This window comes from Nocardioides sp. GY 10113, from assembly GCF_004919105.1.
Lineage (GTDB): Bacteria > Actinomycetota > Actinomycetes > Propionibacteriales > Nocardioidaceae > Nocardioides.
On the sequence record NZ_STGK01000001.1, the window covers coordinates 219919 to 242034 of the forward strand.

Here is a 22116-nt window from a genome sequence, read left to right on the forward strand (position 1 = left end):
TCAGAGCCTTGAGCGACTGCCGTTGCGTCGGGGCGGAACAACGGTGAGCCCCGCGGGTGCCGCGGTCACCGGCTGCTCGCCGGCGGCGATGAGCTCCTCGATGTGCTCGGCGCGGAACCGAACGTGTTTGCCGATCTTGGTGCACCGGATGGGGCCCGCCCTGGCCGCGTCCGCGACCCACCGCTCGGGGACGTTGAGGAGCTCGGCCGCCTCCCTGGTCGTCAGCAGCCGCCCGCTCATCACCGCCACCCCCTCGGCTTCGGCTCGAGCGTGGCGCGGAGATCGAGGAAGGCCTTGTACGCGCGCTCCCACTTCGGGTCGGAGTCGAGGCGGCCAGCCTCGGCCAGATCCTGCAGCGCCCGCAGGACGTTGCGACACGCGACCGGGGACTCCGCCACCCTTCGCGAGCACTCGTTGAGGTCGACTGCCTCAACGACCACCCGCTCGACCATCACGACCCTGACGCCGTCCGAGCCGGGCCGTGCACGAGCATCCCAGGCGGCCCTGCGGCACCGATCGGAGCAGTAGACCCGCATGCGCCCGACGCGCGCGGGCGGGCGCTCGAACGGCTGCCGGCAGTGGGCGCAGGCGCCAGGCGCCTTGATCGACAGAATCTCCATGCCCCTTGCAAGCGCAAGCACGCCCCGGAATGGACACGCCAGGTGCCGGCTGTTCGGAGCTCTGAATAGATTCCGGCTCCGGCGCCGGACACGGGGCCACTCGTGAAGTGCGGCCAGTTCACCGTCTCGGCATTCGAATGCAGATCGAGCGGTGCCGTGGCTGTCGTCCCATCAGCGCCGTCCCATCTTGGTCGCTGTTGCGCGGGTCACCGCGGGCTGCACGGTCCGAGACGCCGAGTGCTGGTCCCCGGTGAAGGGGGCGCCGCCGTCGGCATCCGTCAAGGTACCGAGTAGGGGAGAGAAACGCCGTGTCTGTCGAAGTCTGTCGTTGGTGTGAGGCTCATGAAGCCACACATGAGTACATCCCGTACGGGCAATGGCCGGTGTGCTGGGACTGCGGATTGGAGCCTGACCTGCACCTGCGATAGCTGCTGACGCCCCTGCTGTCCCTCGGCCTGGAGAAGCCCACCGCCGAGGGACGGCGCCGTCGCTCACCGGAGCAGTTTCGTGCCTCACTTTTCGAGCGATCTGAAGCGGTACACACCTAGTGCACCCACGAGGGGAAGCGGATCGACGGGAACCGTTCCGACGATCGCGGATCAGGCTGCGGTCACGGCGATGACCCGACGCGGAGCGACGGCGCAGATCGCGAATGCGGCGAGCCCACCGACCAACCCGCCGACGACGTGGATCAGCACGTCCTCGGTCGCCACGACGCGGTGGATGGGGAGGACGCCCTGGGCGACCTCGAGGCCGACGGAGAACAGCACCGCGAACGCGGCGAGATTCCGGATCGGGCGCTCCCTGCCGCGCGCGATGTTCAGTGCGTAGAGGAAGCCGGTGGGGATGAGTAGGAGCGTGTTCGCGATTGCCTGCGAGCGGCCCGCGTACGAGTCGAGGTTGGTGAACGGCATGAGCTCGCTCCCGCCCTCCCCGACCTGCGCCGGAAGCAGTGTGACGTAGAGGACGCACGCGACGGAGGCCGTGAGAAGCGCGACCCTGATGCTGGCGATGCTGCGTGCGCCCAGGGGCTCGTTGCCGTTGAAGGAGCGCCAGAGGAACACGCCGGTGGTGAGGAGCACGACAACCATGAGGGCGAAGGGAATTGTGCCGTCGTACGCGCGTTCGATCTGAGTCATGGGCGGTACCGAACCAGAACCGGTTCAAGTTGTCCCGGAAGCGCGCCGCTGGGCGACTGCTCACGCCATCGACCAGCCTGCCCAGCGTGCCGAACCCGATCAGGGACGGGCGACACCTACCATTCTCCGGCGCATACGGCCACCTCCGACTCGTTGGCCGAAATCGTCGCCGACGATCGTGGCAGGCCTGAGCTGCGGCACCTCGCAACCGAACTGCTCGGTCATCCGGTCGGTCACCTCGAGCTAGTACGCCGGGGCTCCGCCGCTGTTTTCCGAGCGCCAGTGGAACGTGTGATCCTGCGCGTCCACCACATCGACGACCTGCCAGCAGTCGATGCGGCCCTGCACCTGGCGAGCCAGCTCGCCGAGGCAGGTGCGCCCGTCGTGCCGCCAGCCCGACCGGCCTCGGTTCGGGCCGACAGATTCGTCGCGACGGCATGGCCGCTCGGTCAGCCGGTGAGCGACGATGGGGCGGACGATGCCGCTGCTCTGGGGCGCACCCTCGCCGGGTTGCACGCCGTCGTCCCGCCGGTCGATCTCCCGGCACCGGGTGTCGCTGACCGGATCCGGCGGCGCCTCAAGGAGCTCGACCCCACGATCCCCGGCGAGATCTCCGGCTCGTTGCATGCCCACGCCGAAGCAGCTCTCGACCTGCTCGCAGGGCTCCCGTTGAATGCGGCCGCCGGTGCGGTCGTCCTCCACGGCGACGCCTGGCCCGGCAACCTGGTCCGCCTCGATGGCGAGCACAGGATGATCGATCTGGACGACCTCTGCATCGGCCCCCCGGAGCTGGACCTCGCCCCGTCGCTCGTCACCTACCGCCGGTTCCACCGCGACAGTGACCGTTGGGAGGCGTTCGTCGACGGGTACGCTGGCAACCCCGACTGGGTGCTGGCCGGGCAACTCGCGGTCGTGCGCGAGTCCCAGATGAACACCTGGCTCGCCAGCCTCTGGAGCACGTCCGCAGTGGCCCGCGACGAACTGCGGCATCGAGTCCTGACGTGGGATGTCGACCCCTCGCAGCAGCGTCCCTGGCGGACGATCTGACGGGTCTCCGGTCAGCGCAGGTGGTCGAGGGTGAAGGTCGCGAGCCGCTGGGCGGCCTGGTCGTGCCTGCGGTCCCCGGGGCGCACGACGACCGTGAATCGGGTGCCCTTGCTGCAGCGCTGCGTGTCGATGACCGTTCCCGCGTCGCGCAGTACCCCTGAGACAGCCTTCGTCACCTGGTGAGAGGTCAGGCGGCGTCCGGCGGAGATCTGGAGGACCATGTACCGCTGGTGGTCGTAGACCCGCACCGGTTCCCGGGACTGGACGAACTCGGCGTACACATCCACAAGCCCGTTCTCCTGCGCCACCCGGAGCGTCCGGGGGAGCGGTCGACTTGGGGCCGGCGAACCGGGGTGTCCTGGGCGCAGCAGTTGCTCAAGTACGTCGGGCAGCGGCCGCTCCTCCAGGGTGGCTTGGTCGACGACCCGGATGTCGTACTCCTCCGCGAGGCTGCGGAACTCCTCGCCGACGACCCGGTTGGGGCGGAGCAGGATGTACTGGTCGGCGCCGTCGCCGAGCTGTCGTCGGGTGGCGTAGGCGTCGCGGATCTGCATCCCGATCGGTGCGGACCCGGCTTCGTCGGTGAGCTTGCAGTCGATGACGTGAAGCCGTCCGTGGCTGTTGACCACGACGTCGACCTCCTGGACCGCTTGAGTGCCGTCGTGAAGCATTGCCGAGATCCCGATATCATCCGCTTCCACGCCGAGTTGACGCACCAGTGCGAGCACGAACTGCTCGAACAGCGAACCCTGGCCGATCGATCGGCGGGCCCGCACGCGGGTGGCTGCGCGTTCGAACTCGTGCCGCCAGTCGGCCCCCTTGGCGGCGGTGGCGGCGGCCGCGGTGATCTCGGATTCCACTGTGGTGCTTTGGACGGTCGCGGTCCGCTCCTCGTCCGCCCAGGTGACGGCCAGCAGGTCGGCCAGTGTGAACTGCTCGATCGCCGCGGGGTCCCAACCCTCCAGCAGGCGCGCGCCACCGTCGGCGTGGACCTCGTACCAGGGGCCACGGGCGTCGCGGTGAACCACTCGTAGGCCGGGGATCGTTGCGCTGGCGCGCACCGCTCCCGCGAACATCAACCGTGACCCGCCGGAAGCATCTAGGAGCCATCCGGCCCCGTGGCCGCCGGTCGCCTTCTCGACGGCCGCCAAGATTTCGGCCGGCTCGTCGTCGGCGATCGGCCCGTGCCGGTTCACAACGACGTGAGGCAGGGCATCGGCGACAAACGCCGCGATCCGGTCCGCGGGTCCGCCCGAGGCCTCGTCACCGTGCGCCACAACCAGGTGTACTTCACTCAGCCCGCCGCTCCACTGAGCGAGTGCGTCGAGTTGCGGCCACATGCGGTCGCCAGCGAACGCCACGAGACCGTGCGGTCGGCCCAACCTTAGCAATTCGACGCCTTCCTGATCTGGGCATGTCCGCCCGCACTCGTCCAGCTGGTCCGCAGCCTATCCCGAGCAATCCGCGGCGACGAACGACCAGCGCGGACCGAATGTTGGGCTCCGCCCCACTGGCACGTGGCCATGCCAACAATTTCTCGCGAGAGGTTTGGGCGTTGGCGGAAGATGCAGAGTCAAACCAAGCGGGTATCTGGCTGCGCGGGCGCGGTGGAGGCTGGGCATGACTCCGACTCGGCGCCTGGATCGCTGATGTCGTGCACGCGTCAAGCGGTCGCGCCCGTTCTGAGGTCTTCGACGGTCTTCATCATGTCCAACACGTGGTAGAGCGACGCCGGCGATCCCAAGACGGCCAATTCTCCCCTCAATTCCAATTCGGCATTTTCGTGCTTGAGTAGGTCCAATTGTCCTTTTGATATGGCGAGGGAGTAGTTGGTGGCTGCTGTCATGACTCCGGCTATATTCAGTGACCGAACGGCAAGCAATGCGCGAAACATCGCCTCATCGAAGGCGCGCTCAGTATGATCTCCGGTGGCGCCATCGGTCGCCTCGATTGCCGCCAAGCGCTGTCGCTCCATCGAGGACAACTCGCTTAGACATGCATCGTCCTCCTCAATCCCAACTACGACCGCCGCCGACCAACTCAACGCCAAGGATGCGAGCCAGTGGTCGGCAAATGGATCCCCCCAACCGGGCCATGGCTGACGCTCATTGTCCCTCAGTTGTTCGACCCTCTGGTTGCATGACTCGAGAAGCGAGTTGGCCGATTCGAGAGAAAGCGGATGCGTGCCATCTGCGTGCGACCAAAGTGCGTCCAGCGAAGCGCGCATTTCAGGGTCGACGTGGGGAGCGTTTGTTTGAACTGCGGCCAGGGAGCGCTCGGCGAGAGCAATGCCGTAGATAAGGCCGCGTTGCTCATATGAGATGCCTTCGCCGGTATCCGGCCATCCTTTTTCGGGGATCAGAGCATCCCAAGCCTCGGTGCGGTACAAGAAACTTTGCTCAGGTATGCGGTAGCCGTGGCGGGATGCCGTAGAAAACGCCGTCACGGCAGGTAGGCCAATCAGTAAGAGTAGATTCTCGACTATGTCGCCATTGGGTGTTTCCACCAAGGGGGAAAGCATGTCGGAAACGGTGGACACACCGAATCCGAAGGAGGCTGTGATTGACCAGATGGGCACCGTCATCCCGGAAAGACCTACTTCGGACAGAAAGGTCGCTGGGCCGTGGGGATCGCCAACCAGCTCCTTGGCGCCGGTGGTGAGCATAAGAATGGCGGGAGCAACGAGGACGGAAAAGAACGGCACGCCCGCGGGAACCCACCCGGCGATCAGCGGCGCGAAGGCCATTGCGGGCATCAATATCATCCATGTGACAACCGCCATCAGAACGCGATTGGAGAGTTGCTGGCCAGCGAGACCGGAAAGGATCAAGAAGGCGGCGGTAGTCACTAGGTCGACATCCGCGGGATCGGGTGCACTCGCGAGAAAGTCGCTCTCGTCGGCGGTCAGTATGCAAACGTACATGATTCCAGCCCATGCGGCCCATAGCAGCCTGGATCGATAGATCGTCGTCCAGTGTGCAGAAGTGAATAGCACGGGGCCAGCGCCCGTACTGGCTGCCCACAAATTGAACAAAATTCGAATCAGTAGGGTGCCGGCCCAGATTAAGGCACAACAACCGAATAGCCACAAGTAGGCACCCCGTCCAGAAATGACCGCCCAAAGCGGGTCGAGGTGGAAGTCCATTCCATAAATTGCGGCGTACGGGAGAATGGACCACTTGAAGCTGGCCCACGTTGCCCCTGCGATAGTTGCGAGCGTCAACGTTTTGCGAAATCGGCTCGTATAGATAGAGAGGATGGAGGTAGTCACCATCGGGGCAAGGAGGAATGCTAGGGCGAGATTCAGTTCGATTCCGAAATCAATGCGACTCCGGTTTGCCTCGTAGGCAATGCTTCTGGATGCAAGGTAGGCCAAGGCTGCCAGTGCGATCACGAATGCAATAGCGGTTTGTGGGTATGCGAACAGCCTGGACCGCGAGCGCGACACCCTGGAGGCCGAAATGTTGCTCGACTGCCCTGACGCGAGCAGGACCCACGTCAGCACGACCGTGGCGGTTGCCAGTGTTGGCGCGAGCGGTGAAGTGATCAGGTGTGAATCGGCGCTGAACACGAGGTAGCCAGCCAACTTGCAAATCGCGATCGCGATGGCGACCGAGCGGAGTGATATTCGACGGGGAAGGGATCTGATAAAGCCGTGAATATGCCTGGACTGTTGTTCCAATAGTCCGACCGCTCCGTCCGTGGCCAATGGGCTTCCCAGCAGGGCGGCGACAATCCCAGCCAGCAGGTAGCCCACATACAGATGGCCTGACGCAACCTCCCTATGGCCCCATGATCCATGGCTTGTCCAAATCGCACTTGCCGCTGGAAGGAAGATCGCTGCTGCGAGGATGGGCGTGCCGCCTTGCTTGGGCGAGGAGACATCGGCTGCAAGGAGGCCGCAACAAGCAATGCCGATGAAGGAGAGGGTCAACGGCCCGCGCGATAGGTCGCCAGCCTGCTGGGCGAATGCCGCGGCGGTTGCCGTGAAACCGGCCAGGGGAAGAGCGATGCAGACGATCTGCAGTCGTGCCCAACGGTCGCGGATAATGGAGCGGCGAGTCAATTTCGACCTCATGAAGAGCGCGCCGCCGGCGAATAGTGCGATGGAAACCATTGCGATGCCGATTCCGGAGATTGTTCTGCAATTCTGCCAGTCTTCAGCCGAGCATTGCAGGCCCTGGTTCGCTCCAACGGCGTATAGGGGCGATGCCGCAAGGACCGAGTAGACGACGAGGATTAGCGTCCTATCGAAGCGCGGCATGGCTCGAAGCAATTCTATGGTGTGGCGCATCGTTAATCTTTCACTCATTGCGCCCTGTTTCGGGCCGGGTAATTCTGGCTTTGAGAGACCGAGAATGATTCCATCGGATCCGATCCGATCCGATCCGATCCGATTCGGATGAGAGCGGCTGATGCCTCGGCGTCTCCGAAGGAGTGGGTTGGCGCGTCCCGTCCGCGTGGGGCCGTGAGCCCTTATGCGCTGATCGCGAAGGGCTTGACGCTCTGTTTGGGGAGTGGTCAACTCAAGGCTACGGGTGCAGTTCGGGCGACTGTCGGCGAGGTGGGGAACGCCGGCGGTGCGGCTCCGGACCTCGGTGTCTGTAGCCGTAGGGGCTGGGCGTGTGCTGAGCGGATGCCGCGCGACGTCGGCGATTCCGCGCGCGACCTCACCTCACTCAGATTCGGCCGTAGTGGTTCGTTTGGCGATGTCTCGGGCCGCGATGAAGCCGAGACGCAGGTGGCACACCCCCGGGAAATCGGGAGTCAACCGGACTTGCTCGAAGGTCGATATCACGCTCAGGCTGGCGGATTTCGGACATCTGAACGTGGAAATGCTCTGGTTTAACTCCCCCCTCGCGCACAGCGAAACCCCCAGGGAAACCTGGGGGTTTCTTGTTTTTCCAGGCGCCGGTCCGCGAGGCGCCGATTCGACGGCGGAGGGGCGGGCCAGCGGGCCACGCCCCTCCGCTTGCGGCTCAGTACAGGTGCGACGGGTGCCCGCCGGACCCGCCTACTTCACGTCGTAGGTGACCGTGCCGTACTCGTCCATGCCGAGCATGTCGGAGGCGACGAGGTCGACCGGAGTGACCTCGTCGTCCAGCTCGTACGCCATGGCGTTCTCGACGGTTCCGCCCTTCTTGATCGTCTCCATCTGGGTGTCGAGGAACCGGTCATCGGGAAGCGAGCCCACCTCGAGCTCGTTCTCGGCGTTCGGGTTGTTGTCCTGGTAGGCGCTGATGAGGAAGAGCCACTCCATCGGGTCGATCTTCTCGCCGCTGAGGTTGGTGATCTCGTACCAGAACGCGATGACCGGCTTGTCGCCGTACTCGTTGCCCTTGGCGCCGACCGGGATGACCTTGTTGTCGGTGATGACGATCTTGACGTCAGGGGTCGTCAGGACGCCGTCGACGAAGGAGGAAGCGTCCTCGGCCTCGTCCAGCTCGTTCGACTTGCCCCCGGTGCCATTGGCGCCCGACGACGTGCTCGTCTCGTCGATGGCGTCGTCGATGGCCTCGTCGACCGCGCCGACGAAGGCGACGTTCACGACGATCGCGAACACGACCGCGAGGCCGCCGAGGACGATGCCGGCGATCGACAGGCCCCTGCCGGCTCCGGCCCTCTTGGACTTTGCGAGACCGACACCGGCGAGGACGACGCCGATCGCGCCGAGGAGGATCCCGAGGATGTTGAGCAGCGGGATCCACGAGCCGAGCAGGCCCAGCAGGCCCAGCACGAAGCCCGCGGTTGCGAGCCCGTTGCTGCCCTGTGCGGGCGGGGGGCCGGGCGGGCCCGGCTGCGGAGCGGCGGTCGGTTGCGGAATCTCGGTGTTGGCCATGTGTGTCTCATCGGCGTCGAGTGACGGTCTCGAAGTTTGTTGCAGGCGCGGCTCGCTCTCCGCGGGCGCGACCGCGGGTCCCGGCACCGACGTACCGGTGACACGCCTGGCGTCAGGGGATGCGGCGCAGCGGCCAGGTCTGCCCGGTCGAGCTGTCGATCAACGCCGCCCGGTCCACGCGGACCGTCATCGGCAAAACGTCGGCGATCGCCTTCACCACCGTGGCCAGCTGGTCGCCCTGGGCGCGGGTGGCGACCGCGACGTGCGGGACCCACTCGCCGGACTCGTAGTTGCGGTGCAGGTCGGCGCCGGTGGCCTTGAGGGCCGTGGCGATCCGCCACTGCCGCAGCGCCAGGTCCGCGGTGACGGCCGGGGCCAGGGCGGCCCGGCCGCGCGGGAAGGCGAGCGTGCCGTGGAAGGACATCGGCCACGGCCGGGCGGGCGGCAGGGTGGCGAGCGCCTCGCGGACCCGGTCCAGGTCCCAGTCCCGGAGCACGGCGTACGACAGGTGGGGCTGGTGGTGGCCGTGCGTGTGGGTGGCCAGGGTGGCGACCCCGGCATCCTCCAGCCGAGACCACAGCTCCCGCACCAGCCGGTCGGAGCGGTCGTCGAAGAGCAGGCAGACGGCGAGCGCCATCTCGAGCGCTACGCGGACGCGGAGTGCCGGACCGTCGGGAGGCTGCGGTCGGCGGGCGGCGGTGTGGCGCGCGGTCGCCGCACGGCCCAGACCGCGACCGCGGCCGCGAGCAGGACCGGCGCCGCGCCCGCCTCGCTCCACGGCGCGGTGTCGTACGACGTGTACCCGGCCGCGAGCGGACCCAGGACCAGCAGCGCCGGGATCGGCGTGGCCAGCGCCACCAGCACGGCCGTGGTGAGCGCGGCCGCGCGCGGTCGGGGCCGCGTCGCGGCCAGCCAGACCAGCGCCGCGGGCCAGAAGACCCCGCAGGCGAGGTAGCCGAGGGTCAGGACGGGGAGGTCGGGCGCGACCGGGTGGCCGACCATCCCCGCGCGCAGCGTGACCAGCCCGAGCAGGGTGAGGCCCGCGGCAGGTACGAGGGCGGTCAGCACCACGAGGAGCCGCGTGCCGGCGTGCAGCGGTCCGGGGCGGAGCACCAGCGGCAGCACCGCCGCGGCCACGGCGAGCACCAGCAGGGAGGCCCCGGCGAGCTCGGCCGCCCGGCCGATCGGTACCCAGGGATCGCTCGGCACGAGGTAGTCGTACTCGTGGCTCTGCACCGCCAGGCAGGCCGCCGAGTCGAAGCCACCCCGCGGGCACGCGGGCCACCAGCGCTGCCAGGCGGCGGCGAAGGTCAACCCCGCCGCGCCCGCCAGCGACACCGAGACCAGCAACCGCAGCCACCGAGAAGCCATCGCTCCAGACAAGCACCCGGCGCGCGGGGCGCCGGGTGCTGCCGCGGGTTGTCCCGCACTTGGGGTATCCGGTCGGCTCACCACTCCTGGGCGGACACCGGCGTCGCCGGCTTGTCCGCGGTCGCGGTCGCGCCGTCCGCCAGAGGGGTGACCGGCGGCTTGCGGTCCAGCGCGCTGGGCCACCAGATCTTGCCGCCCAGGTCGAGGTTGATCGCGGTGACCAGCACCGACCTGACGATGATGGTGTCGAGCAGCACCCCGAGCGCCACCGCGACGCCCAGCTCGACCAGGAAGACGAACGGGATCGAGGCCAGCACCAGGAAGGTCGCCGCGAGCACGAACCCGGCCGAGGTGATCACGCCACCGGTGGAGCTCAGCGCGATCAGCGATCCCTGGCGGGTGCCGTGGGTGGCGGTCTCCTCGCGGACCCGGGTCATCAGGAAGATGTTGTAGTCGATGCCGAGCGCGACCAGGAAGACGAACGCGAACAGCGGGAACCCGGGATCGACCTGCACCCCCTCGGGCCAGTGGTCGGTGACCAGTGGCACGACGTAGTCGAAGAGCAGCGCCGAGAGCCCCATCGCCGCGCCGAAGGACAGGATCACCGTGCCGACCAGGATCAGCGGCGCCGCCAGTGCGCGGAGCAGCCCGATCAGGATCAGCAGTACGACGACCAGCACCGTCGGGATGATCGCCCAGTTGTCCCGGGTGGCGGCCTCCTTGGTGTCGAGGTAGAACGCCGACCCGCCGCCGACCAGCGCGTCGGCCCCGTCGACGCCGTCCGCGGCCATGCGGCTCCGGTCGACGATGTCGTACGCCGCCTGCGAGGAGACGTCGGCGTCGACGGTCGCCTCGAAGTAGGAGCGCGACTGCGAGATCGGTTGCGGGTCCGTGGGATCCCCGGCGCCGTCGACGCCGGAGACCGCCTGCTGCACCTCGGCGATCTGGTCGGTGTCGGCGACGACCTGGATGGTGTTGGAGTTGTCGACCATCCCGTGCTCGATCAGCACCTTCTGTCCGACGATCGCGTCGAACTCCTTGGTGTAGGTGTCCTCGGTGGACATGCCGCCGGCGTCGATCTTGAGGATGCCGAGGCAGGCCACCAGCAGCACCCCGGTCGTGACCAGCCAGATCCGTCGGGGGTGCGGCGCGATCGCCGAGCCGACCTTGGACCACAGGCCGGTCGTGTTCGGCTCCCGGGAGCCGTGCGCGGGCCGCTTCGGCCAGAAGATCCACCGGCCGAAGATGACCAGCAGCGCCGGGAGCAGGGTCACCATCACCAGGAAGGTGACGCCGATGCCGACGGCGTTGACCGGGCCGAGGCCGGCGGTCGAGTTGAGGTCGGCGATCAGCAGGCAGAGCATGCCGGCGGCCACGGTCGAGGCGCTGGCGAAGATCGCCGGCGCGGCCCGGTGCAGCGCGAACGCCATCGCCTCGTGGCGGTCGTCGTGGCGGCGCAGCTCCTCGCGATATCGGGCGACCAGCAGCAGGGCGTAGTCGGTGCCGGCGCCGATCACCAGGATGCCGAGGATGGCCTGGCTCTGGCCGTTCACGGTGAGGTCGGCGTACTTGGCGAGCAGGTAGACCACGCCGCCGGCGACGCTGTAGGCCACGACCACGCTGAAGATCGGCAGCACCCAGAGGATCGGGCTGCGGTAGGTGAAGAGCAGGATGATGACGACGACGGTCAGCGCGCCCAGGATCAGCGTCGTGTCGACGCCCTCGAAGACCGTGGCGGCGTCGGCGGCCTGGCCGCCGTACCCCGCGAGGTGGACGGTGACGCCGTCGATCTGGGCGATGTCGCGGACCTCGGTCGCGGCGTCGGGGATCGCGTTCCACCCGTCGGCGCCGAAGTTGAAGGTGAGCGAGGTGACGGCGACCTGGCCGTCCGCGGACTCGGCGGGGAAGCCCGCCTGCGCCGCCTGCTCGGGGGTGAGCACGGTGCCCTCGACCACGCCGTCGAGGGTCGCGATCTCGGCAGCCTGGGCGTCGATCTCGCCGCGGTCGGCAGCGGTGAGCCCCGAGTCGCGGTAGTAGACGACGAGCGTCGGGATGTTGTTGGGGTCCACGGTGTCCGCGAGCTCGTCGGCCACCTCGGTGGACTCCGCGCTCCCGGGCAGCCACGAGGACGCCTCGTTGTTCTGGACGTCGATCAGCTTCGACGAGAGGCTGCCGAAGACGACGAGTGCAGCGATCCAGAACAGCAGGACCAACCACTTGGTCACACGGCCGGTGAGTCGGCCAGCTATCTGACGGTGCATGGTTCGACCTTCTCAGGGGGTGGGGACAGTCTCCATCGGGTTTGTCCCCCAGTTCGACCCCGAGAGCGGGGTGAAATCATCGGCCGCCCGGCGGTCGACCGTCGACCGGGGTCGGTGATCGGCCTACTGTCGATCCATGGCGACCAAGTTCGTCGCGGTGGTGGCCTCCGTCAAGGACCTGGTGCGGACGGGCCCGACGCTCGACCTCGCCTGGCTGACAGCCTGTGGCGCGTACGTCGAGCAGTACTGGTCGGACGCCTCGGGCGGCCGCGAGTCGGTCGCCTGGTCCGTGCACGCGCCGGTCAGGCTGGTGGTGGCCGGGGGGACGCCGCCGACCTCGAGCCAGACCGTGGCGCTGGTCAGGCAGCAGGCAGCCGCCGACGGGTTGCCGTTCGCCGACGACGAGCACCTCGTGGTCTTCAAGGACTGGCCGGACCCGGGGACCGGGCAGACCGCGACGGATCCGACCGTCGTGGCCCTGAACTTCTCCGTCAACATCGTGCTGCACGAGATGGGGCACTTCTTCCAGACCCGGCACGCCGGCCTCACCGGCCATGCCGGCCGGTACAGCAACTTCACCAATCTGGACTACACCGACCTGTCCTGCCTGATGGGTGGCCCCGGCTGGTTGGTGGACGCCTCCGTCGCGTTGCCGACGGGCCCGACCTTCTCCGATCCCGCCGGCAGCACGAGGACGCCGCCGGCGTACACGCTCGCGGGGCCGGGGATGAGCCCGCCGATGACGGAGCGCGCCGGTTGGCTGGACCCCACCGACGCGACGGTGGTCGCCGACGTCACCGGCGGGCTGCCCGCGCAGCTCACGCTCGCGCCCTGGGCGGGCTCGCCACGCCCGGGGCACCAGGGCCCCCAGGTCGCCGTCGTCGCGCGTGGCCTCGCCCCGGGCGGCGATCCCGTGTGGATCGCCCTGCGCTCACCGGCGTCCCGGTGGGACCGGGGGTACCCCACCCCGGACGGCGGGAGCCCCGGCGACGCCTTCCTGATCGCCACCGAGGCCGCTCCCCGCGGCGCGACGTACCTGCTGTCCTCCTGCCCTGCGACACCCCGTTCGTGGATGCGGCTCGGGCGCGCCCCGTTGCGGGTGACGGCCGAGGACGGGTCCGGGCCCCGCGAGGCGAGGGTGACGATCACCCTCGACCCGTGGCGCGGCTGGACGCCCCTGGCCGCCCCCGACCTCGACGCGGCCTCGCAGCTCGCGGCGGTCGGCCGGGACGGTGGCATCGACCTGTTCGTGATCGGTCGCAGCGGGACGGTCCACACCTGCCGGTACGACGGCGGGGTCTGGGAGGCGTGGCGGGCCCTCGGCGGCCGTACCTTCGCGCCCGATGCCGGGCTGGCCGTCGCCTCGCCCACCCCGACCACGCAGCAGGTGTTCGCCGTCGGGGGCGGGGCCGTGCAGGTCCGGCGCTTCGCCGACGGCGCCTGGGGGCCGGCCTGGGATCCGCTGGACGACGTGGCGGTCGAGGTCGACGGGCGGTCGCGCCTCGCCGCCGCCGCGACGGGTGCCGACCGGATCGAGCTCTTCGTCTCCGACAGGGAGGGCCTCGTCCGGCAGTTCACGCTCGACGCGGCGGGCCATGTCGTCGACGCCGACACCCTGCCGCCGGTGGCGCGGGCCCGCGCCCTCGCGGCCGAGCCGCTCGACGGATCCGACGTGCAGGTCCACGCCGTCACCGAGGGGGCCGACGACGCGCGGTTGCTGAGCATCGAGGGCCACCTGGGCGCCTGGCCGCCGTGGCAGATCAACCGCATCCCGCTCGCGGACACCCCGGGCCCGGACGCGGGTGTGGCCGCCGTCGCCGGGCGTCCGGGTGCCGCGACGGCGCTGGTCGGCGGCGGTGCCCCGCTGGTCCGCTTCTTCGAGGCGGGGAGCTGGAAGCCGGAGACCGAGGCCGTGGACGGGCTGAGGGCCACCAGCCGCAGCGCCGTCGCCGCGGCCGCGCTCTCCCTCGACACGCTGGTCGCGTTCACCGTCGGCGAGCGTCCGGACGCCCACGGCAGGCCGGCGCCGACGCTGCTCACCGCCACCCGCTCCTTCGACCCGGAGGTCACCGCCGCCAGCACGCAGGCCCAGCGGCAGTACGTCGGCAGCCTGATCACGCTCGACGGTCGGATGGTGACGGTCAACGACGACGACGCCGTCGTCCTGCCCGGCGCGCTGCGGACGACCGGCGCGGAGGAGTTCATCGGCCCGCGGGAACGGTTCACCGTCCTGGAGCTCGAGGACGTCATGGACGGCAACGGCGAGAAGGTGCTCGTCGCCCTCCGGGCTGCCAACGGGCTGTTCGTCTCCGCCGCCGGCGGCGGTGGCGGCGCCCTCACCGCCAGCGCCACCCAGCGCGGGCCGTGGGAGACCTTCATCCTCGGCACCATGGCGGACCCCGGCCGCCATGCGTGGGTCTCCACCCTCACCGGGCGGCTGTGGTCCGTCGAGCCGGGCGGCGGCGAGTTCCTGACCGCGGACCGCACCGTGGCGGGCGAGTGGGAGACGTTCTTCGTGGTCGGCAGGCCCTCCACGGCGTGACCGAGCACGTCGGCCGACTCGCGACCGCGCCCGGTCAGCGCGGGTCGTCGACCACCACGGCGTCGACCAGCTCGGCGTCGACCAGCTCGGCGTCGACCAGCTCGGCGTCGTCCCGGTCCACCTCCTCCTCGCCCGGGCCCAGCCCGTGCTCATGGAGGTAGCCGAGCGCCCGGTCGATCGCGTCGAGCTTGCGCTTGAGCTCCCTCAGGATCGGAGCGGAGTCGTCGGAGTAGGCGCGGAGGCGCGAGAGCTCGCGCCGCACCTCGATCCCGGTCTCGGCGAGCACGTCCCAGGTGGTCGGGTCCTGGTCGATCCCCTGGAGCTGGCGCAGGATGACGGACGACAGCTGGGTGGCGATGACCGCCTCCACCGTCTCGGCCGACGTGCCGGGGCTGGCGAGGCCGATCGCGATCCCGCCGCCACCGGCGCTGACCAGTGTTCCGGCCGTGAGCAGCCCGCCGATCATGCCGCCGGGGCCGAAGGCGGCCAGCGCGCTGGTGACGGCGGCGGCGCCGACCGCGCCGGGGGCGGCCATCAGCGCGAGGCCGCCCGTCGCGGCGACGACCGCGGCGGCGCCCAGGCCGAGGGCCAGCCACTTGATCCAGTTGGTGCCGCCGATCTTGAGCACGTCGCGGGCCCGTTCCCCGGCGACGAAGACGTCGGTGCCGATCTGACGGCCCAGTCCCATCTCGACCGTCAGCGCCTCCATCGCCAGCCGCCGCTCGCGCTTCGGCACCTCGATCTCGAAGGGGCGCAGGACGTTCGCGGCGGCGATGCTGATCAGCGGGACGATCGCCTCGTCCTTGGACAGGTGGGTGACCTCGCCGGGCACCGGGGCCGGCGCCTCGAGGTCCGAGAGGTCGACGTCCAGGCGGGCCAGTGCGGAGGGCATCGGCCGCCCGGCGTCGGCGTTCCGCTTGCGGATCAGCTCGACGGTCGACCCCTGCACGTGGCGCAGCGCTCCGGCGTACCGCTCCTGCTTGTCGCCCTCGAGGTGCGCGCTGGTCAGGTGCGCGTAGCGGAGGGCCAGCAGGGCGACGGTCTCGGCGTAGTCGAGCGGGATGTCGATGCCGGTGTCGACGGTGGCGAGCTCCTTCGACTGCGAGCCGAAGAGGCCGAAGCCGATCGCCTGCGCGACCGCTGGTTGGGACAGGTACGTCCGCGCGGAGTGGACGGCCGGCCCGGGCGGCGCCTGCACCCGATGGTCGATCATCCAGGGGAAGACGGCGGAGACGCCCTTGGCGGAGGTGACCGGGTCGAGGGCGTTCCAGAAGTTGACCCACCACGCCAGGTTGCTCGGCGGGCCGCCGAGGGTGTCGCGGAGCTTGTCCACGTTGAAGCTGGGGTGGCCCAGCGGGCTGCCGATCGTCACCAAGCCGGTGACCTCGAGGCCGGGGGGCAGGCGGCGGAGGACGTCGGCGGCGATCACGGAGCCGAGGCTGTGGCCGACGACGACGATCCGGCCGGACGCCGGCAGGCGCCCCAGCACCCTCTTGAGCACCTGGGCACGGATCCGGCGGCTCGTGAGGTAGTTGTTGGCCTGGCCGAACCCGGGAGCGCCGGCGGCCAGCCCCACGATCGCGCCGCCGCCGAACCATCCATTCCCCGGGTCGTGGCGGCCGAGCCGCATCTCGACGGCGCCGGTCCGGCGCTCGAAGTCCCGGCGGTGCCGCTTGGCGGCCTCGCCGGAGAGCGCCTTGACGGTCAGCTTGGGCAGCGGGTCGTCGTCGTCCACCCCCTTGAGCGCGTTGGCGTACTTCGGCGCGAACACCCTGACCCCGTCCAGGCCCGGGTAGCCGGCCTCGAGCAGCGACGTCGCGAGCGGCGCCCTCCAGGTGTTCTCCCAGTCGCCGCCCCCGACGCCGTGGAGAAAGAGCAGGATCGGTCGGTCGGACATGCGTGCCTCGCGCTGTGATGGGGGGGCCTCGTCACGCCCCCGGGAGCACAGTTCTAGATCATCGCCCCGACGCTTCCGCGCGCAACCCGCCGGTGGACCGACGTGTGCCTCTCGGGACCATCGCCCCTCGCGCGGCCCCGGGAAAGCGGGCAGGGTCGGGAGCATGGGCACCTTCGTCTACGACTTCGCGATCGGCAGCAAGGACCAGAAGGACCTCCTGGGCGGCAAGGGCGCCAACCTGGCGGAGATGACCAGGCTGGGGCTGCCGGTGCCGCCCGGCTTCACCATCTCCACGGACGCCTGCCGCGCCTACCTCGAGCACGGCGCCGAGCCGACCGAGCTGGAGGCGGAGGTGGACGCCCACCTGTGGGCGCTCGAGCGGCGGATGGGCCGCCGCCTCGGGGATCCCAAGGACCCGCTGCTGGTCTCGGTGCGATCGGGCGCGAAGTTCTCGATGCCGGGGATGATGGAGACCGTCCTCGACGTCGGGCTCAACGACCACTCGGTGGTGGGCCTCGCCGCGCAGAGCGGCGACGAGCGCTTCGCCACCGACTCCTACCGGCGGCTGCTGCAGATGTTCGGCGCGACGGTCCTCGGGGTACCGGCCGACCGGTTCGAGGAGCGGATCGAGGCGCTGAAGGAGGAGCGCGGCGTCCTCTCGGACGCCGAGCTGGTCACCGCCGACCTCGCCGTGCTGGTCGCCGCGTTCAAGGCGATCATCGAGGAGCACACCGGGCACCCGTTCCCGCAGGCGCCGCGCGAGCAGCTGCGGCTCGCGATCCGCGCGGTCTTCGACTCCTGGAACACCCCGCGCGCCGTCCTCTACCGGCGCCAGGAGCGCATCCCGGAGGACCTCGGCACCGCGGTCAACGTCCAGGCGATGGTCTTCGGCAACCGCGGTGAGGCCTCGGGCTCGGGCGTCTGCTTCACCCGCGACCCCGCCACCGGCGCGACGGGCGTGTACGGCGACTACCTGGCCAACGCGCAGGGCGAGGACGTCGTGGCGGGCATCCGCAACACCGTGCCGCTGGCCGAGCTGGCGCGGATCGACCGGGCGTCGTACGACGAGCTGCGGCTGATCATGTCGGTGCTCGAGCACCACTACCGCGACATGTGCGACCTCGAGTTCACCATCGAGGACGGCCACCTGTGGATGTTGCAGACCCGGGTCGGGAAGCGTACGCCGCAGGCGGCCGTGCGGATCGCGGTCGACATGGTCGACGAGGAGCTCATCGACCTGGACGAGGCGCTGCGCCGGGTGACCGGCCACCAGCTGGCCAGCCTGATGTTCCCGCGCTTCGAGCACGACGGCTCGCATCAGCCTGTCACCAGCGGGATGAACGCCTCGCCGGGCGCGGCGGTGGGCCGGGTGGTGCTCGACTCCGAGACCGCAGTGGAGTGGGCCGAACGCGGCGAGCGGGTGATCCTGGTCCGCAAGGAGACCGCCCCCGACGACCTGCCCGGCATGGTCGCGGCCGCCGGCATCCTGACGGCGCGGGGCGGCAAGACCTCGCACGCCGCCGTGGTCGCCCGCGGCATGGGCCGCACCTGCGTGTGCGGGGCGGAGGCGATCACGATCGATCTCGCCGAGCGCCGGTTCCGGATCCGCGGCGGGCCGACGGTTGCGGAGGGCGACGTGGTCTCGATCGACGGCGGCACCGGCGAGGTGTTCCTCGGCGAGGTCCCGGTGGGTCACTCCGACGTGGTGCGCCAGCTCGAGGGCGAGCGCGTCGACGACCCGGTCGCCGCGGGCGTCTGCCGGCTGCTCCAGCACGCCGACAGCCTGCGCCGGCTCGGCGTACGGGCCAACGCCGACACCCCCGACGACGCGGCCCGCGCCCGCCGGTTCGGTGCCGCCGGCGTGGGGCTGTGCCGCACCGAGCACATGTTCCTCGGCGAGCGCCGCGAGCTGGTCGAGGACCTGGTGGTCGCCCGGGACGCCGAGGAGCAGGGGGCGGCGCTGCGCAAGCTGCTGCCGCTGCAGCGCCAGGACTTCAGCGACATCCTGTCCGCGATGGACGGGCTGCCGGTGACGATCCGGCTGATCGACCCGCCGCTGCACGAGTTCCTCCCCGACCTGACCGAGCTGGCCGTCCGGGTGGCGATCGAGGACGAGCGCCGGGTCGAGGACCCGCACGGACACGAGCTCCTGGTCGCGGTCCGACGGCTGCACGAGCAGAACCCGATGCTCGGCCTGCGGGGCGTCCGGCTGGGCATCGTGGTCCCCGGCCTCTTCGCGATGCAGGCGCGGGCGGTCGCGGAGGCGGCCGCCGACCGGATCGAGCTCGGCGGCGACCCGCGGCCCGAGCTGATGGTGCCGCTGGTGGCCACGGAGCGGGAGCTGCGGCTGGTCCGGGACCAGCTCGAGGAGGTGGTCGAGGCGGTCGAGGTGGAGCGCGGGGTGGAGCTGAGCATTCCGATCGGCACCATGATCGAGCTGCCGCGGGCGGCGGTCACCGCCGACCGGATCGCGGAGGCCGCGGACTTCTTCTCCTTCGGCACCAACGACCTCACCCAGACCACCTGGGGCTTCTCCCGCGACGACGTGGAGGCGGAGTTCTTCCCGGCCTACCGCGAGCGCGGCATCCTGCCGGTCTCGCCGTTCGAGTCGATCGACGTCGAGGGCGTCGGCGCGCTGGTGCGGCTCGCCTCGCGCATCGGGCGCGAGACCCGGCCGGACCTGCACCTCGGGGTGTGCGGGGAGCACGGCGGCGACCCGGAGTCGATCCACTTCTTCGACGAGGTCGGGCTCGACTACGTCTCCTGCTCGCCGTTCCGGGTGCCGGTGGCGCGCTGGGAGGCGGCGCGGGCGGTGCTGGCGCGGGCGTGAGCCGGGAGGGGCTCGCCGCCGCACGCCCGCCAGACGAGGGTGGCCGTGCGGACCGCCCAGTCGTCGGGCACCTCCGCGCCCGCCAGCGCCAGGGAGTACCAGGAGCCGGTGATGAAGGACGCGGCGATGAGCAGGTCGGCGTCCGCGGGCAGGTCGCCGCGGTCGACCGCGGCGCTGAGGGAGGCCCGGATCCGGGCTCGTCGGGGTGCCACGACCTGGGCGGCGTACTCGCGGCGTACGTCCTCGGCGACCCCGTCGCCGAGCATCAGCCCGGCCAGGGGTAGGGCGCCGGCGTCGGTGATGCAGTGGCGGAAGTGCTCGAGCTCGGCGACCAGGTCGGTGAACGGCTCGCCGGTGACGCGGGGCGGGGAGACCTGGGCGAGGTGGGCGACCGCGGAGACCGCGAGCGCGGTCCGGTCCTTCCAGCGCCGGTAGATGGCGGGCCGCGTGGTGCCCGCGTCGTGGGCGACCGCGGCGAGCGACAGCCCGGTGAAGCCGTCGCGCGCCAGGTGGCGCAGCGTCGTCTCCAGCACGGCGACGTCGATCGAGGCGTCGCGCGGCCGCCCCGGCGCGGCAGGCGAGGGGTCGGGCGACGGACGGCTCATCGCGCCAGTTTACGTTACGTCGCTGTATTGAAAGCGACGTGGTCAGGGCGTACCGTTTCGATGCAGCATTGACACGAAATGAGGGGGTGGCCCCATGGGAGCCGTCATCGACCCCGTCGGCCCGAGCGCGCTGGACCCGATCACCGTGGTGGGTGCCGGGCGGGTGGGCCGGGCCCTCGGCGACAACCTCGCCGCGCTCGGTCGCCGGGTCCGCTACGCGGTGCGCGGGGACCGGGTGCCGCCCGGCGCCACGGCGGTTCCCGTCGACGGGGCGGCGAGGGGCGCCGGGCTGATCCTGCTGGCGGTGCCGTTCGCCGCGGTCGGCGAGGTGGTGCCACGCCTCGGGCTCGCACCCGGACAGCTGGTGGTCGACGCGACCAACCCGTTCGGCGTCGACACCGGCGGCAGTCCCAGCGGCGCCGCGGTCGTCGCGGCTGCCGCGGGGGACGGGGTCCGCGTGGTCAAGGCCTTCAACGTGCTGGGGGCGGAGCACATGACCCACCCGGCCCTCCCCGACGGCCACCGGCCGGTCCTCCCGGTCGCTGGCGACGACCCCGCGGCGCGTGGCGCCGTCGTGGAGCTGGCCGCGGCGATGGGGTTCGACGCCGTCGACGTCGGAGGGCTCGACGCCGCGGCACTGCTCGAGGCGGCCGCGCGCTACTGGGGGCTGCTGGCGTTCGCCGGCGGCCGGGGACGGGAGCACGTGCTCGTCTCGCACCGGCGCCCGTGACCGGCCTCAGCGGCCTCGGCACGGGGCCCACGATGCGTGACCACGGCGTGCCCGAGCGACCGGCCACACCGCTGGAGCTCCTCTTCGACCTGTGTTTCGTCGTCGCCGTCGCGGTGCTCGCCGCCGAGCTCGACCACGGCATCGTGGACGGGCACGCCGCGGAGGCCGCGACCCGCTACGCACTGCTGTTCGTGCCGATCTGGTGGGCCTGGATGAGCTACACGTGGTTCGCCACCGCGTTCTCCCACGACGACCCGCTGACCCGGCTGCTGACGCTGCTCCAGATGGGCGGGGTGCTCGCGGTCGCCGCCGCGGTGCCCACGGCCTGGGACGGGGACCTGCTGTCGTTCGCCCTGCTGTACGCCGCGATGCGGCTCCCGCTGGTCGCGCAGTGGCTCCGCTCCGCCCGCGCCGACCCCGCGCACCGCGCCTTCGCGCTGACCTACGCCGGCGGTGCGGTCGTCGCGCAGGTGCTGTGGGTGCTCGGAGCGGTGCTGCCGCCCGCCGCCACCGCGGTGGTCTTCGTGGCGGCGCTCGGCGTCGAGCTGGCCACGCCGATGCTGGCGGTCAAGCGGTCGCCGGACCAGGTCTACCACCCCGGCCACATCGCCGAGCGGTACGGCCTGTTCACCATCATCGTGCTCGGCGAGACGATCCTGGCCGTCTCCGTGGGCCTGCGCGACGCCCTCGACGGCGCGGGCGATGTCGGTCCGGCGCCGGCGATCGTGGTGGCCGCGCTGGTCATCGCGTTCGGACTCTGGTGGATCTACTTCGACGCGCTCGGCCGCGACGCCCTGACCCGCAGCCGCAGGGCGGCGTTCCTGTGGGGCTACGGCCACTACGCCCTGTTCGCCGCCGTGGGGGCGATCGGCGCCGGGGTCCAGGCCCAGCTCCACCTCGCGCACGCCGAGCACGGGAGCAGCTCGCTCGCACCCGTGGCGGCCGTGGCCGTGCCGGTCGCGGTCTCCCTGGCGGCGATCGCCTGGCTCCAGCAGGCCGCGAACGGGCGGGTCGGGGAGGCGCGCTGGCTCTACGTCGGGGCCGGGCTCGCCCTGGGCGTGCTCCCCCTCGCGGGCCGGCTCCCGGTGGCGGTCGCCGACGGCCTCCTCGCGGTGGTCGTGGTGGCCCTGGTCGGTCGCGAGGTCGTCCGGCGAACGGCGGCCGTCGATCGCGTTCCGGCGTGACCTGACGCCGTCCGGACCCTGGCCGCAACCGAGATGCGGCCAGGGTCCGTG

Annotated in this window: 16 protein-coding genes; 5 read left to right on the plus strand and 11 right to left on the minus strand. The window is 70.6% G+C overall.

Features of this window, described 5'->3' with window-relative positions:
- The 3 genes from E8D34_RS00945 to E8D34_RS00955 all read right to left on the minus strand — a co-directional run bounded on the left by E8D34_RS00945 (window position 1) and on the right by E8D34_RS00955 (window position 1759).
- The gene (locus E8D34_RS00945) at window positions 1-240 is read right to left on the minus strand and encodes a helix-turn-helix domain-containing protein (RefSeq protein ID WP_136592692.1); all 240 of its coding nucleotides are present in this window, start codon (window positions 238-240) and stop codon (window positions 1-3) included.
- Window positions 240-620: a hypothetical protein gene (locus E8D34_RS00950; RefSeq protein ID WP_136592693.1), complete on the minus strand. Its 381-nt coding sequence runs from the start codon at window positions 618-620 to the stop codon at window positions 240-242. The genes E8D34_RS00945 and E8D34_RS00950 overlap by 1 nt, the downstream gene beginning before the upstream one ends.
- Window positions 621-1219: 599 nt before the next feature.
- Window positions 1220-1759, minus strand: a complete 540-nt coding sequence (locus tag E8D34_RS00955) for a VanZ family protein (protein ID WP_136592694.1) — start codon at window positions 1757-1759, stop codon at window positions 1220-1222.
- A 153-nt stretch (window positions 1760-1912) separates the two neighbouring features.
- Here E8D34_RS00955 and E8D34_RS00960 point away from each other — a divergent pair, with 153 nt between their 5' ends.
- On the plus strand, window positions 1913-2806 hold the full coding sequence (locus E8D34_RS00960) for a phosphotransferase (RefSeq protein WP_168929289.1): 894 nt from the start codon (window positions 1913-1915) through the stop codon (window positions 2804-2806).
- Between the two features lie 11 nt (window positions 2807-2817).
- Here E8D34_RS00960 and E8D34_RS00965 read toward each other — a convergent pair whose 3' ends face one another.
- The 6 genes from E8D34_RS00965 to E8D34_RS00990 form a co-directional block, all read right to left on the minus strand.
- Complete coding sequence (locus tag E8D34_RS00965; protein ID WP_136592696.1) at window positions 2818-4167, minus strand: hypothetical protein; 1350 nt, start codon at window positions 4165-4167, stop codon at window positions 2818-2820.
- 302 nt (window positions 4168-4469) lie between these two features.
- Window positions 4470-7070, minus strand: a complete 2601-nt coding sequence (locus E8D34_RS00970) for a hypothetical protein (RefSeq protein WP_136592697.1) — start codon at window positions 7068-7070, stop codon at window positions 4470-4472.
- Window positions 7071-7820: 750 nt separating this feature from the next.
- Window positions 7821-8645, minus strand: a complete 825-nt coding sequence (locus tag E8D34_RS00975) for a DUF5067 domain-containing protein (RefSeq protein ID WP_136592698.1) — start codon at window positions 8643-8645, stop codon at window positions 7821-7823.
- Window positions 8646-8757: 112 nt separating this feature from the next.
- On the minus strand, window positions 8758-9282 hold the full coding sequence (locus E8D34_RS00980) for a 2'-5' RNA ligase family protein (RefSeq protein WP_136592699.1): 525 nt from the start codon (window positions 9280-9282) through the stop codon (window positions 8758-8760).
- Window positions 9283-9290: 8 nt separating this feature from the next.
- Window positions 9291-10016: a hypothetical protein gene (locus tag E8D34_RS00985; protein ID WP_136592700.1), complete on the minus strand. Its 726-nt coding sequence runs from the start codon at window positions 10014-10016 to the stop codon at window positions 9291-9293.
- A gap of 77 nt (window positions 10017-10093) precedes the next feature.
- A complete protein-coding gene (locus E8D34_RS00990) occupies window positions 10094-12241 on the minus strand; it encodes an MMPL family transporter (RefSeq protein WP_240771014.1) in 2148 nt (715 codons plus the stop codon).
- A gap of 172 nt (window positions 12242-12413) precedes the next feature.
- Here E8D34_RS00990 and E8D34_RS00995 point away from each other — a divergent pair, with 172 nt between their 5' ends.
- The gene (locus E8D34_RS00995; protein WP_136592702.1) at window positions 12414-14819 is read left to right on the plus strand and encodes a hypothetical protein; all 2406 of its coding nucleotides are present in this window, start codon (window positions 12414-12416) and stop codon (window positions 14817-14819) included.
- A 34-nt stretch (window positions 14820-14853) separates the two neighbouring features.
- On the opposite strand, the gene E8D34_RS01000 is transcribed toward E8D34_RS00995, so the two are convergent.
- A complete protein-coding gene (locus E8D34_RS01000; RefSeq protein ID WP_206056491.1) occupies window positions 14854-16716 on the minus strand; it encodes a hypothetical protein in 1863 nt (620 codons plus the stop codon).
- Between the two features lie 163 nt (window positions 16717-16879).
- Here E8D34_RS01000 and ppdK point away from each other — a divergent pair, with 163 nt between their 5' ends.
- Window positions 16880-19546, plus strand: a complete 2667-nt coding sequence (gene ppdK, locus E8D34_RS01005) for a pyruvate, phosphate dikinase (protein WP_136592703.1) — start codon at window positions 16880-16882, stop codon at window positions 19544-19546.
- On the opposite strand, the gene E8D34_RS01010 is transcribed toward ppdK, so the two are convergent.
- Complete coding sequence (locus E8D34_RS01010; protein WP_136592704.1) at window positions 19471-20151, minus strand: TetR/AcrR family transcriptional regulator; 681 nt, start codon at window positions 20149-20151, stop codon at window positions 19471-19473. The genes ppdK and E8D34_RS01010 overlap by 76 nt on opposite strands.
- A 94-nt stretch (window positions 20152-20245) precedes the next feature.
- Here E8D34_RS01010 and E8D34_RS01015 point away from each other — a divergent pair, with 94 nt between their 5' ends.
- Together E8D34_RS01015 and E8D34_RS01020 are read left to right on the plus strand one after the other, a co-directional pair.
- Window positions 20246-20881 (plus strand): NAD(P)-binding domain-containing protein, encoded by a 636-nt coding sequence (locus E8D34_RS01015; protein ID WP_136592705.1) that lies wholly within the window; start codon window positions 20246-20248, stop codon window positions 20879-20881.
- A gap of 32 nt (window positions 20882-20913) precedes the next feature.
- Entirely contained in the window at window positions 20914-22065 is a 1152-nt protein-coding gene (locus E8D34_RS01020) for a low temperature requirement protein A (protein WP_136592706.1), read from the plus strand.
- The last annotated feature ends 51 nt before the right edge of the window (window positions 22066-22116 follow it).

Coding starts and splice junctions, on each gene's coding strand:
- E8D34_RS00945 (WP_136592692.1), bottom strand. CDS start 240: ATGAGCGGGCGGCTGCTGACGACCAGGGAGGCGGCCGAGCTCCTCAAC.
- E8D34_RS00950 (WP_136592693.1), bottom strand. CDS start 620: ATGGAGATTCTGTCGATCAAGGCGCCTGGCGCCTGCGCCCACTGCCGG.
- E8D34_RS00955 (WP_136592694.1), bottom strand. CDS start 1,759: ATGACTCAGATCGAACGCGCGTACGACGGCACAATTCCCTTCGCCCTC.
- E8D34_RS00970 (WP_136592697.1), bottom strand. CDS start 7,070: ATGCCGCGCTTCGATAGGACGCTAATCCTCGTCGTCTACTCGGTCCTT.
- E8D34_RS00975 (WP_136592698.1), bottom strand. CDS start 8,645: ATGGCCAACACCGAGATTCCGCAACCGACCGCCGCTCCGCAGCCGGGC.
- E8D34_RS00980 (WP_136592699.1), bottom strand. CDS start 9,282: ATGGCGCTCGCCGTCTGCCTGCTCTTCGACGACCGCTCCGACCGGCTG.
- E8D34_RS00985 (WP_136592700.1), bottom strand. CDS start 10,016: ATGGCTTCTCGGTGGCTGCGGTTGCTGGTCTCGGTGTCGCTGGCGGGC.
- E8D34_RS00995 (WP_136592702.1), top strand. CDS start 12,414: ATGGCGACCAAGTTCGTCGCGGTGGTGGCCTCCGTCAAGGACCTGGTG.
- E8D34_RS01000 (WP_206056491.1), bottom strand. CDS start 16,716: ATGTCCGACCGACCGATCCTGCTCTTTCTCCACGGCGTCGGGGGCGGC.
- ppdK (WP_136592703.1), top strand. CDS start 16,880: ATGGGCACCTTCGTCTACGACTTCGCGATCGGCAGCAAGGACCAGAAG.
- E8D34_RS01010 (WP_136592704.1), bottom strand. CDS start 20,151: ATGAGCCGTCCGTCGCCCGACCCCTCGCCTGCCGCGCCGGGGCGGCCG.
- E8D34_RS01015 (WP_136592705.1), top strand. CDS start 20,246: ATGGGAGCCGTCATCGACCCCGTCGGCCCGAGCGCGCTGGACCCGATC.
- E8D34_RS01020 (WP_136592706.1), top strand. CDS start 20,914: ATGCGTGACCACGGCGTGCCCGAGCGACCGGCCACACCGCTGGAGCTC.